Here is an 18,111-nt window from a genome sequence, read left to right on the forward strand (position 1 = left end):
GCCGGGCCGGCTTCGTTCATTTCACAGCTTGCGCATCACAGCTTGATGAAATGTTCGCGGTAATAGCGCAACTCTTCGATCGACTCGACGATGTCGGCCAGCGCGGTGTGCTTCTGCGCCTTCTTGAAGCCGGACGCCAGTTCCGGCTTCCAGCGGCGGCACAGCTCCTTCAGGGTCGACACGTCCAGGTTGCGGTAGTGGAAGAAGGCTTCCAGCTTCGGCATGCCGCGCGCCATGAAGCGGCGGTCCTGGCAGATCGAGTTGCCGCACATCGGCGACTTGTTGGCCGGAACCCACTGTTTCAGGAAGGCAATCAGTTGCTCTTCGGCCTGGGCTTCGTCGACGGTCGAGGCTTTCACGCGGTCGATCAGGCCCGATTTGCCGTGCGTGCCCTTGTTCCAGGCATCCATCTTGTCCAGCGTCTCGTCGCTCTGGTGGATGGCGAACACGGGGCCTTCGGCCAGGATGTTCAGTTCGGCATCGGTCACGACGACGGCGACTTCGATGATGCGGTCGGTATCCGGATCGAGGCCGGTCATTTCCATGTCGAGCCAGACGAGGTTCATATCGTTGGGGCGCGGGGTCGTGGTCGGGGCTTGGGTTTCGTTGGCTTGTGACATAATCTGTTCTTTATAAGTGGCTCTAGGCAGTCGGGGATGGATTCGGGGTCAGAGCACGGTTCTCACGGTTGTGCTCTGACCCCGAATCCGGCCCCGAAAAACAGGATTTTCTCACAGGCACACGATGCTTTCATTCGCGTTTTCGGTTTTGTTCGTCATTTTTTTCATGCTGACCCTGGTATTGCGGTACTGGCTGGCGAGCCGGCACATCCGCCACGTCCTGCTTCATCGTGAACAGGTGCCGGCCGAATTCGCCGGCAGGATCCCGCTCGAGGCCCACCGCAAGGCCGCCGACTACACGGTCGCCAAGACCCGCTTCGGCCTGATGCATGCGCTGTACAGCGGCGTGGTGCTGATCGGCTTCACGCTGCTGGGCGGCCTGCAGGCGCTGTCGACGGCGCTGCTGCATGCCTTCGGGCCGGGCATGGCGCACCAGGTCGCGCTGGTCGTGGCCTACGTCGTCATCGCCGGGCTGCTCGACCTGCCGTTCACGTACTACTTCCAGTTCGTGCTGGAGCAGCATTTCGGCTTCAACAAGATGACGATCAAGCTGTGGCTGGCCGACACCCTCAAGGGCGCCCTGCTCGGCGCCGCGATCGGCCTGCCGCTCCTGTGGGTGGTGCTGGCCCTGATGGAGCGCAGCGGCGCGCTGTGGTGGCTGTATGCCTGGCTGGCCTTCAGCGCCTTCCAGCTGCTGCTGATGGTGATCTACCCGACCGTCATCGCGCCGCTGTTCAACAAGTTCACGCCGCTCGCCGACGACAACCTGAAACAACGCATCGAAGGCCTGATGGCGCGCGTCGGCTTTGCCTCGAAAGGCCTGTTCGTGATGGACGGCAGCAAGCGCTCGGCGCACGGCAACGCCTATTTTTCCGGCTTCGGCGCCAACAAGCGCATCGTCTTCTTCGACACCCTGCTGGAACGACTCGCCCCTGCCGAGATCGAAGCCGTGCTGGCCCACGAACTGGGCCACTTCAAGCTGAAGCACATCGTCAAGCGCATCGTGGTGGCGTTCGCGCTGTCGCTGGCCTTCCTGGCCCTGCTCGGCTGGCTGAAGAACCAGGTGTGGTTCTACACCGGCCTGGGCGTAGTGCCGCTGCTGGGCCAGAACAACGACGCGATGGCGCTCCTGCTGTTCATGCTGGTGCTGCCGGTGTTCACCTTCCCGTTCGCGCCGCTCACCTCGATCACCTCGCGCAAGCATGAGTTCGAGGCCGACGCCTTCGCCGCCAGCCATAGCGATGCGCGCGACCTGGTCTCGGCCCTGGTCAAGATGTACGAAGACAATGCCTCGACCCTGACGCCCGACCCGCTGCATTCGGCGTTCTACGATTCGCATCCGCCGGCCTCGATCCGGATCCGCCGCCTGCACGAAGCCGGCAACCTGGCCGGCGCCGGCATGGAGCCCGCATGAGCGCCGCGCTGCCGCTGGGCCAGCGCCACTGCACGCACGGCGCCCCGGCGCTGGACGATGCGGCCCTCGCCGCCCTGCTGCCCGAGGTGCCGGACTGGCGCATCGACGGCCACCGCCTGGTGCGCGAGTTCGTGTTCCGCGACTACCACGAGACCATCGAATTCGTGAACGCGCTGGCCTTCATGGTGCACCGCGAAGACCATCATCCTGACTTGCAGGTCGGCTACCGCCGCTGCACGGCGTCGTGGACCACGCATTCGGCCGGCAACCGGATCAGCGAGAACGACCTGATCTGCGCGGCCAAGGCCGACGCGCTGTACGCGGGACGGGCCGGCGCATGAACAAGACGGCTGAACTGACCGGCACCATCGTCGCCGCCCACGGCCGCCATTACCTGGCCGACGTCGACGGCGAATTCCTCCAATGCGTCACGCGCGGCAAGAAGACCAACGTCGCGGTCGGCGACATCGTGCACCTGAAGCGCACCTCGAACGACCAGGCCGTGATCGAGAAGATCGCCGAGCGCAGCACCCTGCTCTACCGCTCCGACCAATATAAATCGAAGCTGCTGGCGGCGAACATCACGCGCCTGTTCATCGTCGTCGCCACCGAACCGAGCTTCGCCGACGACCTGGTCTCGCGCGCCCTGGTGGCCTGCGAGGCGGCCGGCGTCGAGGCCCACCTGATCCTCAACAAGATCGACGTGACCGAACCGCTGGCGCGGGCGCGCGAGCGCGCGGGCCTGTACGCGAGCCTCGGCTATCCGCTGCACGAGGTCTCGGCCAGGGCCGATCCCGAAGGCACGGTGGCGACACTGATGCCGCTGCTGAAGGGCCAGTCCTCGATCTTCATCGGCCAGTCCGGCATGGGCAAGTCCTCGATGATCAACCTGCTGGTGCCGGACGCCGACATCGCCGTGCGCGAGATCTCGGAAGCGCTGGACACGGGCAAGCACACCACGACCTTCACGCGCCTGTACCGCCTGCCGAAGTCGGAAGACGGCAGCGGCGGCGGCGGCGGCCAGATCATCGACTCGCCGGGTTTCCAGGAATTCGGCCTGTACCACCTGACGGAGGGCATGCTGGAACGCGCCTTCGTCGAGTTCAAGCCCTTCCTGGGCGGTTGCAAGTACTACAACTGCCGCCACTTGGCCGAACCCCAGTGCGCGATCCTGGAGGCGGTCAAGGATGGCAAAATCGCACGCATCCGGCACGAGCTTTATGCGCAATTGCTACATGAGTCCGAACAGACCCTGTATTGATGGCATATAATTCATAGGATCCCCGCATCCCCGACATAACATGGCTGGCCAGAATCCCATCAAGCACTTCCTGCAGTTCTCCGACTTCACCCGTGAAGAATTCGAGTACGTCATCGAGCGCGCGGCTGTCATCAAGCGCAAGTTCAAGAATTACGAGATCTATCATCCGCTGATCGACCGCACCCTGGTGATGGTGTTCGAGAAGAACTCGACCCGCACCCGCCTGTCGTTCGAGGCCGGCATGCACCAGCTGGGCGGCGCGGCGATCTACCTGAACACGCGCGACAGCCAGCTGGGCCGCGGCGAGCCGGTGGAAGACGCCGGCCAGGTGATGAGCCGCATGTGCGACATCATCATGGTGCGCACCTTCGGCCAGGACATCATCGAGCGTTTCGCCGCGCACTCGCGCGTCCCGGTGATCAACGGCCTGACCAACGAACACCACCCCTGCCAGGTGCTGGCCGACGTGTTCACGTTCCACGAGCACCGCGGTTCGATCACCGGCAAGACCGTCGCCTGGATCGGCGACGCGAACAACATGCTGTATTCGTGGCTGCAGGCGGCCGAGGTATTCGGCTTCCACCTGAACGTGTCGACCCCGAAGGGCTACGACATCGACCCGGCGCTGGTCACGACGAAGAACTACACCTTCTTCGAGAACCCGCTAGATGCCTGCCAGGGCGCGCACCTGGTCAACACGGACGTGTGGACCAGCATGGGCTACGAAAAAGAAAATGCCGAACGCCTGAAAGCCTTCGACGGCTTCATGGTCGACGGCGCCAAGATGGCGCGTGCCGCACCCGACGCGCTGTTCATGCACTGCCTGCCCGCGCACCGCGGCGAGGAAGTGGCGGCCGAAGTCATCGACGGTCCGCAATCGGTGGTGTGGGACGAAGCCGAGAACCGGCTGCACGTGCAGAAGGCGCTGATCGAGTACCTGCTGCTGGGCCGCATCGAGGACAAGTAATCCGCACCATCACCACACTAATCTAGTTTGATCGTCGGCCCGGGCATCCGGGCCGGCTGACCATCATCCCCTCCCTCTCTCATTCACTGGAACTCCCATGAGCGACATTAAAAAAGTAGTCCTCGCCTACTCCGGCGGCCTCGATACCTCGGTCATCCTCAAATGGCTGCAGGATAACTACAAGTGCGAAATCGTTACCTTCACCGCCGACCTGGGACAGGGTGAAGAGCTGGAACCGGCGCGCGCCAAGGCCATCAAGTTCGGCATCAAGCCGGAAAACATCTACATCGACGACGTGCGCGAAGAATTCGTGCGCGACTTCGTGTTCCCGATGTTCCGCGCGAACACCGTCTACGAAGGCGAGTACCTGCTGGGCACCTCGATCGCGCGTCCGCTGATCGCCAAGCGCCTGATCGAAATCGCCAATGAAACCGGCGCCGACGCCATCTCGCACGGCGCCACCGGCAAGGGCAACGACCAGGTGCGCTTCGAACTGGGCGCCTATGCGCTGAAGCCGGACGTCAAGATCATCGCCCCGTGGCGCGAATGGGACCTGCTGTCGCGCGAAAAGCTGCTGAAGTACGCGGAAGACGCCGGCATCGACATCGACATGAAGCACAAGAACGGCGGCGCGCCCTACTCGATGGACGCCAACCTGCTGCACATCTCCTTCGAAGGCCGCCACCTGGAAAACCCGAGCGCGGAAGCCGAGGAATCGATGTGGCGCTGGACCGTGTCGCCGGAAGCGGCGCCGGACCAGGCCGAGTACCTCGACATCGAATACGAGCGCGGCGACATCGTCGGCCTGAACGGCGTCAGGATGACCCCGGCCCAGGTGCTGACCGAGCTGAATCGCCTGGGCGGCAAGCACGGCATCGGCCGCCTCGACCTGGTGGAAAACCGCTACGTCGGCATGAAGTCGCGCGGCTGCTACGAAACCCCGGGCGGCGCCATCATGCTGCGCGCCCACCGCGCGATCGAATCGATCACCCTGGACCGCGAAGTGGCGCACCTGAAGGACGACCTGATGCCGCGCTACGCATCGCTGATCTATAACGGCTACTGGTGGGCCCCGGAGCGCGTCGCGCTGCAGACCCTGATCGACCACACCCAGCAGAACGTCAACGGCTGGGTTCGCGTCAAGCTCTACAAGGGCAACGTGATCGTGGTGTCGCGCGACTCGAAGACCGACTCGCTGTTCGACATGAACATCGCCACCTTCGACGAAGACGGCGGCGCCTACAACCAGGCGGACGCGGGCGGCTTCATCAAGCTGAACGCACTGCGCATGCGCATCGCTGCGAAGACCAAGGCCAAGCGCGGTCAATAAACCGTTCGATGGAATGCGAAAGCCGCCGATCCGGAAGGGTCGGCGGCTTTTTTATTACCCGCAGCCTTAACACCGTCGTCCCCGCGCAGGCGGGGACCCAAGTTTGCGTGCGTCTCGACTGCGCATGCTGCGGGCTTGATCAGAAGCGGCTAACATATGCGCTTCTTCCCGCGACCGACATGAGCGACACGAGCGACACCAACCCCTGCCTCTCCTGCGGCGCCTGCTGCATGAGCTACCGGGTTTCCTTCTACTGGGCCGAAGCCGAAGAGCGTGGCCTGCCTGCCTCCCTGACCGAACAGGTCAATCCGCACCTGGCCTGCATGGCCGGCACCAACGCCAGGCAGCCGCATTGCGCGGCCCTGGAACATTCTCCGGACGGGGCGTTCGCCTGCCGCGTGTATGCGCAGCGTCCCGGTCCCTGCCGCGAAGTGCAGATCGGCGACGACAAGTGCTTGCAGGCCAGGGCGCGCCACGGGCTGCCGCCGCTGGCGCCCTAGATCATCACCGGTTCCGGCTCCAGCAGCACGCCGAAGCGCGCCTGCACGTCGGCCTGGATCGCGCGCGCCAGCGCCAGCACTTCCTCGCCGCTGGCGCCGCCATTGTTGACCAGCACCAGCGCCTGCTTCGGGTAGACCCCGGCGCGCCCCATGCTCTTGCCCTTCCAGCCGCACTGGTCGATCAGCCAGCCGGCCGCCAGCTTTTCGCTGCCGTCGGGCTGGCGGTGGTGGACCAGGTTCGGCCAGGTTTCCAGCAGGCGGGCGCAGTGCTCGCCCGCGACCACCGGGTTCTTGAAGAAGCTGCCGGCATTGCCGATCTCGGCGGGATCGGGCAGCTTGCGGCGGCGGATCGCGACCACCGCGTCGGAGACCTGGCGCGGGGTCGGCGCCGCGACGCCGTCCAGCTCCCGGGCCAGCTCGGCGTAGCGCAGGTTCGGCGTCCAGGCGCGCGGCAGCGCGAAGGTCACGTCCAGCACGGCCAGGCTGCGTCCGTCCTGGTGCTTGAAGACGCTGTCGCGGTAGCCGAAGCGGCAGTCCGCGGCGTCCATCGTGCGCACCGTGCCGGACGCGAAATCGAAGGCGGTGAGCGAATGGAACAGGTCCTTGACCTCGGCCCCGTAGGCGCCGATGTTCTGGATCGGCGAGGCGCCGACCGTGCCCGGGATCAGCGACATGTTCTCCAGCCCGCCCAGGCCCTGCTCCAGGGTCCATTGCACGAAGCCGTGCCAGTTCTCGCCGGCGCGGGCGCGCACCAGGATGGCCTGCGGCGTCTCGCCGACGATCTCCTTGCCCACCAGGGCCATGTGCAGCACCAGCAAGTCGATCTCGGCATGCGTGATCAGGAGGTTGCTGCCGCCGCCCAGCACCAGGCGCGGCAGCGCGGCCAGGGTGGGATCGGCGCTCACGGCGGCCAGCTGCGCGGCGTCTTCCACGCGCAGGTAGCGCCGCGCGCGGGCCGGGATGCCGAAAGTATTGAATTGCTGGAGAGAGATGTCGTGTTCGATGGGCAGTGCGTGCATGGCTGGGTCCGGAGTTGGCCCGCTGATTATAGTGGGAAACAGGCGCCCGGACGCCAGGCGCCTGTGTCGTCCGTTACAATATCGTTATCTACACCCCGGTAAAACAAAAGGAACACAAGATGCCATCGTTTGATGTGGTCTGCGAAGCAGACATGGTTGAAGTCAAGAACGCCGTCGAAAATTCGAGCAAGGAAATCGAGACCCGCTTCGACTTCAAGGGCACCTCGGCCAAGGTCGAGCAGAAGGACAAGGAAATCACGCTGTTCGGCGACTCCGACTTCCAGATCGGCCAGGTCAAGGACGTCCTGCTGAACAAGATGACCAAGCGCAAGGTCGACGTGCGCTTCCTGGACGAAGGCAAGATCGAGAAGATCGGCGGCGACAAGGTCAAGCAGGTGCTGAAAGTGCGCAACGGCATCGAGAGCGAAGACGCCAAGAAGATCACCAAGCTGATCAAGGAAAGCAAGATGAAGGTGCAGGCCTCGATCCAGGGCGAATCCGTGCGCGTCACCGGCAAGGATCGCGATACCCTGCAGGAAGCGATCGCCATGCTGCGCAAGGACGTCACGGACCTGCCGCTGGCCTTCAACAATTTCCGCGATTAAAGGTCACCCTTACCGCACGACCGTGCGGTAAATGGTCCTCTCCGCCCGCGTTCTCCTAAGGTAGAATGGCGGGCGATTAGTCTTTGGTTGGTAAGGAATGCAATGAAACGTGTTGATGATTTCCGCCTGCGTTTGGGCAACAAGGAATATGTGCCCATCATGATCGGCGGAATGGGGGTCGATATCTCGACGTCTGAACTGGCGCTGGAGGCGGCACGCCTCGGCGGCATTGGCCATATTTCCGACGCAATGGTTCCGGATGTCTCGGACCGCAAGTTCGATACGAGCTTCGTCAAGGAAAAGACCAAGCTCTACAAGTTCAACATCAACAACATGGACAAGTCGGTGGTCCAGTTCGACCTCGACCGCCTGGCCGAAGCCACCCGCCTGCACGTGGGCGCGACCATGCAGGCGAAGAAAGGCGATGGCCTGATCTTCGTGAACTGCATGGAAAAGCTGACCATGAACGCGCCGAAGGAAACCCTGCGCACCCGCCTGTCGGCCGCGCTCGACGCGGGCATCGACGGCATCACGATGTCGGCCGGCCTGCACCTCGGCTCGTTCGAACTGATCAAGGACCACCCGCGCTTCCGCGACGCCAAGCTGGGCATCATCGTCTCGTCCGTGCGCGCACTGCAGCTGTTCCTGCGCAAGGTCTCGCGCCTGGACCGCCTGCCCGACTACATCATCGTCGAAGGCCCGCTGGCCGGCGGCCACCTGGGCTTCGGCATCGACGACTGGCAGCAGTACGACCTGCACACCATCATGGACGAGATCCACGCCTTCATGCGCGCCGAGCAGCTGAACATCCCGCTGATCGCCGCGGGCGGCATCTTCACCGGTTCGGACGCGGCCGGCTTCCTGGAAAAAGGCGCCGGCGGCGTGCAGGTGGCGACCCGCTTCACCGTGACCCACGAGTGCGGCCTGCCGGACGATGTCAAGCAGGAGTACTACCGCGCCAGCGAGGAAGACATCATCGTCAACGGCGTTTCGCCGACCGGCTATCCGATGCGCATGCTGAAGCAGACCCCGGCGATCGGCTCGGGCATCCGCCCGGGTTGCGAATCCTACGGCTACCTGCTGGACGCCACCGGCAACTGCGCCTACATCAACTCGTACAACCGCGAGGTGCAGGCGAACCCGGACTCGAAGAACATCCGCGTGTTCGACAAGACCTGCCTGTGCACGCACATGCGCAACTTCAACTGCTGGACTTGCGGCGCCATGACCCACCGTTTGAAGGACACGACCCACAAGCTGGCCGATGGCAGCTACCAGATCCTGTCCGCGGAGCACGTGTTCAAGGACTACCAGTTCAGCATCGACAACCAGATCGCCCTACCGCCGCGCGAGGAAGCCGCCGCCTGACGTTCAGGCGGAACAGTTCTCCGGAACTGCTGTCCAATAGCGGTGGCCTTGCACAGGGGAACCGCATGTTCGACACCGATCCTCCCGCCCGCGCCGTCTTCATGACGGACGACGCGGGCAGCATCATTACCTGGAACAGGGGCTGCGAGGCCCTGTTCGGCATGCCCGCCGAGGGCGCCCTCGGCCGCCCCGTCACCGGCCTCTTCGTCGCCAGCGCACGCGACGCCTGGACCGCAGGCTGGGCCGCCCTCGCCCAGCATCCCGAAGGCGCGCAGATCAACGCCGACCTGCGCTGCAGCGACAGCCGCATCTTCTCCGCCACCCTGGCGCTGGCCCCGCAGTTCGACGCCGCCGGCAAGCCGCTGGGCTGCGCCATTGCCGTCACCACCGGCTTCGAGCGCGGCGCCCCGGAGTCCGAGCACGTGGCGAGCACGCCGCTGTCGGCCGTCGTCGACCTCTTTCCCGGCACCTTCTACGCCCTCAACCGCGAGGGCCGCTTCGTGCTCTGGAACCACAACGTGGAGCGCCTCACCGGCATGACGCCGGAAGAACTCGCGGCCTCGCGCGCGCCCGACCTGCTCGACCTGGCCCAGCGCCCGCTGCTGGCCAAGGCCATCCGCCGCGTGTTCGAGGAAGGCGCGGAGATGCGCCTGGAACTCGACTTCGTCGCCAGGAACGGCAAGGAGATCCCGGTCCTGCTGCGCGGCACGCGGGTCCACTGCAACGGCGGCGAATACGTGTTCGGCATCGGCATCGACATCGGCGAACGGCGCCAGCGCGAGGAACAGCTGCGCCTGCGCGAACGGGCCCTGCACGCGGCCAGCAACGGCATCGTGATCGCCCGCGCCGAGGGGAAGGACAACCCGATCGAATACGTCAACCCGGCCTTCGAACGCATTACCGGCTACAGCGCGGCGGATGCGGTCGGGCGCGATCCGCGCTTCATGGCCGCCGCCGGCATGGATACGGCCGAACGCGCCGAGCTGCGCGAAGCGATCGCGGCCCGGCGCGCGGTCAACGTGGTGCTGCGCAACCTGCGCAAGGACGGCGAGCTGTTCTGGAACGACCTGAACATCACCCCGGTCCATGACGAACAGGGCACGGTGACCCATTTCATCGGCGTCATCAACGACGTCACCGCGACCATGCAGCGCACCGCCCACCTCGAGCACGAGGTCAACCACGACGCGCTGACCGGGCTGGCCAACCGCAACCTGCTGTGGGACCGGCTGGAACAGGCGGTGCACGTGGCGCAGCGGCATAAGTCGCTGGTAGCGACGGTGCTGATCGACCTGAACAACTTCAAGACCATCAACGACACCCTGGGCCACGAAGCCGGCGACGTGGTGCTGCAGGTGGTGGCGCGGCGCCTGCAGGCCTCGGTGCGCGACAGCGACACGGTGGCGCGCATGTCGGGCGACGAATTCGTGCTGGTGCTGGCGAACCAGCCCTCGCTGCGCTTCACGCTGCGCATGGTCGAGCGGCTGCGCCAGAGCTTCGCGATCCCGGTGTCGTTCAACGGCCGCGAGATCCCGGTGGGCGCCAGCGTCGGCGTGGCGCTCTATCCGCACGACGGCAGCACCGCTACCGAACTGGTGCGCGCCGCCGACGTGGCGATGTACCACGGCAAGGGCAAGGGCCACAACGACGTGCACTTCTTCTCGGCCGACATGCGCTCGAGCAGCGACGCCAGGCGCAAGATCGAAGAAGGCCTGCACCATGCGCTCGGGAACGACGAGCTGTTCCTGCTCTACCAGCCGCGCGTCTCGCTGCGCACCGGCAGGGTGATGGGCTTCGAGGCCCTGCTGCGCTGGCGCCATCCGGACCACGGGGTGCTGGCGCCGGGCCGCTTCCTGGCCGAGGCGGAAGAGCATGGCGTGATCGTGCCGATCGGCCAGCGCGTGCTCGACCAGGCCTGCGCCTTCGCCGCCCAGCTGCGCCAGCTCGACGTGCGCGACGTGCCGGTCACCGTCAACGTGTGCTACCGCGAATTCAGCCAGAACGATTTCGTCGAGAACCTGTCGGCCATGCTGGCGCGCCATGCCCTGCCGGCCGACAGCCTGCAGCTCGACCTGCCGATCGACGCCCTGCTGCGCAATCCCGGGCTCGGGCGCGACCTGTCGCGCCAGCTGCGCACGCTCGGCATCCCCCTGTCGGTGGACGGACTCGGCGCCGGCCTGTGCGACCTGGCCTTCCTTCAGCAGCTCGAAGCCGGCCAGATCAAGCTGTCGCGCAGCACCGTGCACGGGATCACGGACGGCACGCGGGCGCTGGTGAAGAGCCTGATCGACATCGGGCACAACCTGAACATGGAAGTGGTCGGCGAGGCCGTGGAGAACGGCAGCCAGGTGGAGTTCCTGAAATCGCATGGCTGCGACCAGTTGCAGGGCATCTGGTTCAGCGAGCCGCTGGCGGCGGACGCGGCGCAGCAAATGGTGAAGACCCGCCAGCCAGCATAGTTGTGCTCGTAAAGCTACTGCGCAGCCCGGGGCGCGGCCTACGGTGCGCGCTACGCTTTCCGAGCACAACCCTACAACTTCGGTTAAAAACCTTTTAGCCTTCCGACGTAAATCCGTCGAATCAACTGCATCTTTCATAGTCGCCATTGCACCTGATCTGCAATCCACTCCCCCGTTCCTGCAGGCTGTCGCATTCCGCTGGCATTGGCGGCGGCGAGGAATTAAAGTTGCAACATCCCAACAGTGATGATGGGGGAAAGAACGGGTTTTCCTGCCGGTACAGGTGCTAGCAGTTACACTCGCCGATTCGATACCGTTTACTCAAGAAGAGCTCCATGCAGACCCGGCGTTCGACCCAGCAGACTTTTTCCAACACCCTGTCGTGGCTGTACCACGCGTTCGACGCGGTCGCGACTTGGGTGACGCAGCTGTCGTGGTGGAAGTTCTTCCTGTTCGCCGCGCTGATGCTGGTTGCCGGACAAATCCTGCAGGACGAGCTGTTCTCCGGCGGCGAGGAAGAAATCACCCGCACGGAACGTAACGCACGCAAGGCCGAGCCTGCCATCACGATCGACGACAGCGGCATCCATATCAATCCGCGCGCCAAGCAGCGCCGCGGCAACGAGGAAGATGCGGAAAAGGCGGACAAGGCGGCCCAGGCCGCCGGACGGATCGCGGAGAACGCGCTCAAGCGCGCCGAAGAGGCCGGCAAGTCCGCCGAAGAGGCCGGCAAGAACGCCGCCGAAGCCGGTGCGAATGCCGAGGCCGGCGGCAAGGCGCCGGACGGGGCCAGCCCGCCGCAGCCGCCCCAGCCGCCGGCAGTGCGCGGCAAGGGCGATGCCCGCCCGGGCGCCAAGCTGATCCGCGGTGCGAACGGCGAGGAAGTCCACATTGATTTGCCGCCGCAGATCGGCGAAGAACTGTCCGACGCGATCGAGGCGGCGGTCGACGATGCCGCCGAAGCCAAGGCCAGGAGCTACCACAAGCAGGCTTCGACCTGGTTCACCAGCTTCGTCTGGCTGCTGGTGATGGCCCTGTTCGGCACCAAGGCCCTGATGGGCGGCAAGAAGCGCGCCGAAGCCGAGATGCAGAGCGCCACCGCGGTGGCCGAGCGCGAATCGATGCAGCGCCAGCTGTCCGAAGCGAGGATGGCCGCCATGCAGGCCCAGGTCGAGCCGCACTTCCTGTTCAACACCCTGGCCTCGGTCGAGCACCTGATCGAGACCGACCCGCCGCGCGCCTCGGCCATGCAGCGCACCCTGATCCAGTACCTGCGCGCCGTGATCCCGCAGATGCGCGACGCCAACCTCACCACCAGCCTCGGGCGCGAAGTCGACATGGTCACTTCCTACCTCGACCTGCTCAAGATGCGCATGGAAGAGCGGCTGACGGTCGACATCCAGGTGCCGGACGGCCTGCGCAGCGCCGCCTTCCCGCCGATGATGCTGCAGTCGATGGTCGAGAACGCGATCAAGCACGGCCTGGAATGCAAGCCCGAAGGCGGCCACCTGGCGGTGAAGGCGGAGATCGCCGACAGCAAGCTGCGCGTCACCGTGGCTGACGACGGCGTCGGCTTCGGCGTGATGCCCAGCAAGGGCACCGGGCTGGGCCTGTCGAACATCCGCGAACGCCTCAAGCTGCTGCACGGCGAGGCCGGCCAGTTGCACATCGCCGCCAACATCCCGAGCGGCGTGATCGCCACCATCGAAGTGCCCTATCAACTGGCATCGAAATGATTGCCTGGCGGGCGATTTCGTTGAATAATCGTCACTCTGCCACTTATCCTTTTTGCCATGCCTACTGCAATCATTGCCGATGACGAAAGACTGATGCGCGACCTGCTCCGTACCCGCCTGTCGCAGGTATGGCCGGAACTGGAGATCGTCGGCGAAGCCAAGAACGGCGACGAAGCCGTGCAGCTGGTGTCCGCGCTCAAGCCGGACCTGACCTTCCTCGACATCCGCATGCCGGGCAAGACCGGGATGGAGGCCGCGCGCGACATCGGCGGCGCCAGCCAGGTCGTGTTCGTGACCGCCTACGACCAGTACGCGGTCGAGGCCTTCGAGCGCGGCGCCGTCGACTACGTGCTGAAACCGCCCGAGCCGGAGCGCCTGCAGATCACCGTCGAGCGCCTGAAGGAGCGCCTGGCGACGCCGGCCGGCCAGGCGACCGCCAGCGCCAACGCCAGCGACACCGTGACCGCCATGCTGTCGCAGCTGGCCGAGAAGATCGCCGCGCCGAAGCCGAAGTACCTGCAATGGATCCAGGCCAGCATCGGCCAGGACCTGCGCATGATCCCGGTCGAGGAAATCCTGTTCTTCCGCTCGGACGAAAAGTACACCTGCGTGCAGACCGAGAAGTTCGAGGCCCTGATCAGGAAGCCGGTGCGCGACCTGGCCGAGGAACTCGACCCGTCCCTGTTCTGGCAGATCCACCGTGCGACCCTGGTCAACGTCAACGCGATCGAAGGCGTGACGCGCGACATCCGCGGCCGCCACCTTGTCCTCATCAAGGGCCGCTCGGACAAGCTCGAGGTCAGCCGCAGCTTCCTGCATTTGTTCAAACAGATGTAAATCAAGCCACGCCGGGGCGCCGCCGCGTAAGGTAGATGCCGGACCCGCTTTGCGGGTCGTTTTCCAACCGCATCCATGAAACGACAGCGCCTTCGCTCGACCGCCTGGGCCGCGATCTGGTTCCTGGCCGGGTTCGCTGCGGGCCGTCGACTGGGCCGCCTGTCTCCCGGAGACCTCGACACCGTGCCGGCCAGCCGCCAGATCGTTCACGACGCCAACGACGCCATCGTCTCCACCGACGGCAGCTACCGGATCGTCATGGCCAATCCGGCGGCGGCCGTCCTGTTCGGCACCACCGTGGAGCAGATGGTCGGCAGCCCGCTGACGCGCTACATCGAGCCGGCCGAAGCGGAAACCGACATCGAGGGGCCGCCCGACATGTTCCGCGCCGGCAGCGGGCGCGCCGGCCGCCGCGCCACCGACTACGCCGTCACCGGCCTGCGCGCCGACGGCCAGCGCTTTCCCATCGAGGGCTCGATTTCGCGCGCGAACGAAGGCACGCCCTTCTACACCGTGATCATGCGCGACGTCTCCGAGCGCAAGCGGGTGCAGGAAAAGCTGACCCGTTCGCACGACCAGTTGCGCCAGCTGTCGGCCGCCCTGCAGACCATCCGCGAGGAAGAGCGCACCCACATCGCGCGCGAGCTGCACGACGACCTCGGGCAGATCCTGGCCTCGCTGCGCATGGACCTGAACCTGCTGCAGAAGACCGACGGCATTCCCGGCGACAGCCTGCACCTGATGGCGGGCATGGAACAGAACCTGCTGACGGCGATCGCCTCGCTGCGCCGCATCGCCACCAACCTGCGCCCGCGCGCCCTCGACGAAGGCGGCCTGTACTTCGCCCTGAAGGGCCTGCGCGACGATTTCGTGGAGCGCTACGGCATCTCCTGCACCCTGCTGGCCGACGAGGCCGAGCTGCGCCTGGACGATGCCGCCAGCACGGCGATCTTCCGCATCGTGCAGGAGGCGCTGACCAACATCGCGCGCCACGCCCAGGCGAGCAGCGTCACCATGAACCTGTTCCGCTCGAACAGCGAGCTGCTGGTCACGATCCGCGACGACGGCCGCGGCATCCGTCCCGAAGACATGGAAAAGGCCGAATCGCTGGGCCTGATCGGCATGCGCGAACGGGTCTGGGCCATGAACGGCGAGATCAGCGTCAGCGCCGACGAACCGCCCGGCACCCGGATCGACATCGTGCTGCCGGTGCATGAGCACCTCGTCTGATTTCCTTTTGTCATCAACAGGAAATATCTCTTCAATAAGATGCAGCTCGTTTCACGATCTGTTTCGTCATCTACCTGGAGAGTTCTGAATGCAAGCCAAACGCCTGGCCGCCACCCTGGTCGCCCTTACCCCGCTGTTCGCCGCCGCCCAGACCAACGTGACCCTGTACGGCATCCTCGATGCTGCCATCTCGTCCCAGGACACCGGCGGCTTGGGCGGCCGCACCACCGTGGTCAACTCGGGCAACCAGTCGAGCAGCCGCGTCGGCTTCCGCGGCACGGAAGACCTGGGCAATGGCCTGAAAGCCATCTTCAACCTCGAAGCCGGTACCGCGATCGATACCGGCGCCGGCGACTCGGCCCTGTTCGGCCGCCGCGCCGTGGTCGGCCTGGAAGGCGGCTTCGGCACCCTGACCCTGGGCCGCGAATACTCGCCGATCGCCTCCGTCGCCGGCGCCACCGACGCCTTCGGCCAGGGCTTCTACGGCAGCAACCTGTCGGCCTTCACCACTAACCGCCTGACCCGCCGCCTGGCGAACTCGGTCAACTACAAGTCGTCCTCGTGGAACGGCCTGAAGGTGCTGGCGGCCTACGCGGCCGGCGAAGTCACCGCCGCCAACACCCCCTCTGGCGACCTGAAGGGCGTGGGCGTCGAGTACACGCTGGGCGGCCTGTACCTGGGTGCGGCCTACCATGAGATCAACCGCGTGGCGGCCGACAAGGACAAGGAATCGGCGATCGGCGCCGCCTACAAGTTCGACCAGCTGGGCGGCTTCGAAGTCAAGGCCAACTGGATGGAAGCCGACCGCGAAGGCACGGCCGCGAAGTACAAGCAAGTCAACCTGGGCGGCTCGATGCCGTTCGGCCCGCACCGCGTGTACGCCAACTTCCAGCAGCAGAAACAGGGCGCCGCCAAGGGCAACGCCTGGGCGCTGGCCTACACCTACTCGCTGTCCAAGCGCACCAATCTCTACGCCAGCTACGCCAGCCTGGACAACAACGGCAGCAGCGCGTTCGGCCTGAGCTCGTCGTCGGTCACCATCGCACCGGCCGCGACCGCGCTGGGCGCCGATCCGGACGTGTTCTCGCTGGGCCTGCGTCACACGTTCTAAGCCGCTCCGGCTGACGGCATCGCGGAGGCGGGCATCGCCTGCTTCCGCGGCACTTCGCGCGCCCTTTTTCATTTGCGCAAGATGGATAGTGGCTTATGATTAACCTTGTTCCGATCAGGCACAAGTTTTCAGGACCACTCCAATGAAAAGAATCCTTTCCCTTCTCACGTCCGTCCTCGCGATGGCGATGCTGCTTGGCGTGGGCTTCACCCCTGCCGCATCGGCAGCCCCCCATGCATCGGCGCCGATCAATGTCGCTACGTATAACTTGCGCCTGAACCACGCTGGAGATGGGCCGAACGCCTGGCCTGCCCGCAAGGAAATGGTGAAAGCGCTGATTCGCTATCACGAGTTCGACATTATCGGCACGCAGGAAGGACTTCCCGACCAGATCGCCGACCTGGCGCAAATGGAAGAATTCGACCATGTCGGCGTCGGCCGCGACGATGGCAAGGACGCCGGCGAGCATTCCGCGATCTTCTTCCGCAAGAGCCGCTTTGCGCTGCTGGACAAGGGCGATTTCTGGCTCAGCGAAACGCCCGACCGTCCCTCGTTCGGCTGGGACGCCAGGTGCTGCCACCGCCTCGCATCGTGGGCGCGCCTGCGCGACCGCAGCAATTCGCGCGTGCTGTTCGTCTTCTCGGTCCATTTCGACCATGAAGGCGAAGTGGCGCGCCGCGCCTCGGCCGATCTGATGCTACGCAAGATCGCCGAGATCGCCCGCGGCGAACCGGCCATTTGCGTGGGCGACTTCAACTCGACGCCGGACACGGTGCAGATCCAGACGATGTCGAAGGCGATGCGCGACGCCTACCAGGCCAGCAAGGCGCCTCCGTACGGACCGGCCGGCACCTTCAACGGCTTCCATGTCGACGAGGTGCCGACCCAGCGCATCGACTATGTTTTCGTCGACCGGCATTTCGATGTTCTCAAGTATGGGGCCTTGAGCGATTCGCTCGATCGTCGATATCCATCCGATCATTTTCCGGTCGTTGCGCGGGTCGTGTTCAGGTAGCGCGCGGAGCATCGGGGATTTGCTGGGCTGGCTGCGCTTGCCTTGTGGCCAAAAAAGCGTGGCTAGGAGCAGATCAAACGAAAAAAAACCGCCGAAGAATCGACGGTTCAGAACTGATCAGCAACCCGGCCCTTACTTCAACCGGCAGGTCAGCACCCAGAAATACTCCCAGCGCGCGACCCTGATTTCCTTGGCCACGTTCGCCAGGCGCTTGCGCAGCGCACTGTCGGTCGGATAGCTCATCGGGCGTTCGACCCGCGCGCCATCCGGCGCGTTCACCATCTCATAGGTATTGCCCTGCGCATCGGTGCGCGCCACCGGATTGCTGGTCCCTTCGACATACACGTCGTCCAGCAGCACCAGCAGCGCATTCTTGCCGGCCGCCTTGCGTACCTTGGCCAGGAAAGCGTCCTGCTCCTCGCGCTTCAGGCGCGACCAGCAGAATTCCGCCACCACCGCGCCGTAGCCGCTGGCGTCGTCGGGAATCGGCGGCACCGCGCCATCCTCGCCGGTCAGGGTCAGCGTTTCGTGCCCGTCGGTCAGCTCGGCAACCTGCTCGCGCACGTCTTCCAGGTCCATCTCGCGGTCGGAGATGTCCTCGTCGCCGTCTTCGTAGTCTTCGTAATCGTCGTGATCCAT

At 65.1% G+C, this 18,111-nt stretch carries 17 protein-coding genes; 14 read left to right on the plus strand and 3 right to left on the minus strand.

The window, feature by feature from the left end:
• Positions 1-35: 35 nt before the first annotated feature.
• Positions 36-620, minus strand: a complete 585-nt coding sequence (orn, locus tag AC3A6M_RS11600; protein ID WP_487852870.1) for an oligoribonuclease — start codon at positions 618-620, stop codon at positions 36-38.
• Positions 621-744: 124 nt separating this feature from the next.
• On the opposite strand from orn, the gene AC3A6M_RS11605 reads away from it, so the two are divergent.
• The 6 genes from AC3A6M_RS11605 to AC3A6M_RS11630 all read left to right on the plus strand — a co-directional run bounded on the left by AC3A6M_RS11605 (position 745) and on the right by AC3A6M_RS11630 (position 6,092).
• Positions 745-2,034, plus strand: coding sequence for a M48 family metallopeptidase (locus tag AC3A6M_RS11605; RefSeq protein WP_487852871.1), 1,290 nt, complete (start codon positions 745-747; stop codon positions 2,032-2,034).
• Positions 2,031-2,375, plus strand: coding sequence for a 4a-hydroxytetrahydrobiopterin dehydratase (locus AC3A6M_RS11610; RefSeq protein ID WP_487852872.1), 345 nt, complete (start codon positions 2,031-2,033; stop codon positions 2,373-2,375). Before AC3A6M_RS11605 ends, AC3A6M_RS11610 begins: the two co-directional genes overlap by 4 nt.
• Positions 2,372-3,295: a ribosome small subunit-dependent GTPase A gene (gene rsgA, locus AC3A6M_RS11615; protein WP_487852873.1), complete on the plus strand. Its 924-nt coding sequence runs from the start codon at positions 2,372-2,374 to the stop codon at positions 3,293-3,295. The genes AC3A6M_RS11610 and rsgA overlap by 4 nt, the downstream gene beginning before the upstream one ends.
• 40 nt (positions 3,296-3,335) lie before the next feature.
• Positions 3,336-4,262 (plus strand): ornithine carbamoyltransferase, encoded by a 927-nt coding sequence (gene argF, locus AC3A6M_RS11620; RefSeq protein WP_487852874.1) that lies wholly within the window; start codon positions 3,336-3,338, stop codon positions 4,260-4,262.
• A 97-nt stretch (positions 4,263-4,359) separates the two neighbouring features.
• Positions 4,360-5,592, plus strand: a complete 1,233-nt coding sequence (locus AC3A6M_RS11625) for an argininosuccinate synthase (RefSeq protein ID WP_487852875.1) — start codon at positions 4,360-4,362, stop codon at positions 5,590-5,592.
• Between the two features lie 179 nt (positions 5,593-5,771).
• Entirely contained in the window at positions 5,772-6,092 is a 321-nt protein-coding gene (locus AC3A6M_RS11630) for a YkgJ family cysteine cluster protein (RefSeq protein WP_487852876.1), read from the plus strand.
• Here AC3A6M_RS11630 and murB read toward each other — a convergent pair.
• A complete protein-coding gene (murB, locus tag AC3A6M_RS11635) occupies positions 6,089-7,111 on the minus strand; it encodes a UDP-N-acetylmuramate dehydrogenase (RefSeq protein WP_487852877.1) in 1,023 nt (340 codons plus the stop codon). The two genes, AC3A6M_RS11630 and murB, sit on opposite strands and share 4 nt — an antisense overlap.
• 119 nt (positions 7,112-7,230) lie before the next feature.
• Here murB and AC3A6M_RS11640 point away from each other — a divergent pair, with 119 nt between their 5' ends.
• From AC3A6M_RS11640 to AC3A6M_RS11675, 8 genes are all read left to right on the plus strand, one after another.
• Positions 7,231-7,716, plus strand: a complete 486-nt coding sequence (locus tag AC3A6M_RS11640; protein ID WP_487852878.1) for a YajQ family cyclic di-GMP-binding protein — start codon at positions 7,231-7,233, stop codon at positions 7,714-7,716.
• 102 nt (positions 7,717-7,818) lie between these two features.
• A complete protein-coding gene (locus AC3A6M_RS11645) occupies positions 7,819-9,084 on the plus strand; it encodes a nitronate monooxygenase (protein ID WP_487852879.1) in 1,266 nt (421 codons plus the stop codon).
• A 65-nt stretch (positions 9,085-9,149) separates the two neighbouring features.
• Complete coding sequence (locus tag AC3A6M_RS11650) at positions 9,150-11,543, plus strand: sensor domain-containing protein (protein WP_487852880.1); 2,394 nt, start codon at positions 9,150-9,152, stop codon at positions 11,541-11,543.
• Between the two features lie 335 nt (positions 11,544-11,878).
• Positions 11,879-13,279, plus strand: coding sequence for a sensor histidine kinase (locus AC3A6M_RS11655; RefSeq protein WP_487852881.1), 1,401 nt, complete (start codon positions 11,879-11,881; stop codon positions 13,277-13,279).
• A 57-nt stretch (positions 13,280-13,336) separates the two neighbouring features.
• Entirely contained in the window at positions 13,337-14,116 is a 780-nt protein-coding gene (locus AC3A6M_RS11660) for a LytR/AlgR family response regulator transcription factor (RefSeq protein WP_487852882.1), read from the plus strand.
• Between the two features lie 75 nt (positions 14,117-14,191).
• Positions 14,192-15,346 carry a PAS domain-containing sensor histidine kinase gene (locus tag AC3A6M_RS11665; RefSeq protein WP_487852883.1) on the plus strand — a complete coding sequence of 385 codons (1,155 nt, stop codon included), beginning with the start codon at positions 14,192-14,194 and terminating at the stop codon, positions 15,344-15,346.
• Positions 15,347-15,434: 88 nt separating this feature from the next.
• On the plus strand, positions 15,435-16,457 hold the full coding sequence (locus tag AC3A6M_RS11670) for a porin (protein ID WP_487852884.1): 1,023 nt from the start codon (positions 15,435-15,437) through the stop codon (positions 16,455-16,457).
• 142 nt (positions 16,458-16,599) lie between these two features.
• Entirely contained in the window at positions 16,600-17,472 is an 873-nt protein-coding gene (locus tag AC3A6M_RS11675; RefSeq protein WP_487852885.1) for an endonuclease/exonuclease/phosphatase family protein, read from the plus strand.
• A 132-nt stretch (positions 17,473-17,604) separates the two neighbouring features.
• Here the strand turns inward: AC3A6M_RS11675 and AC3A6M_RS11680 are convergent, their stop codons facing one another.
• A complete protein-coding gene (locus tag AC3A6M_RS11680) occupies positions 17,605-18,111 on the minus strand; it encodes a hypothetical protein (RefSeq protein ID WP_487852886.1) in 507 nt (168 codons plus the stop codon).

The sequence above is a fragment of the Telluria sp. Soil_C_11 genome (genome assembly GCF_057657395.1).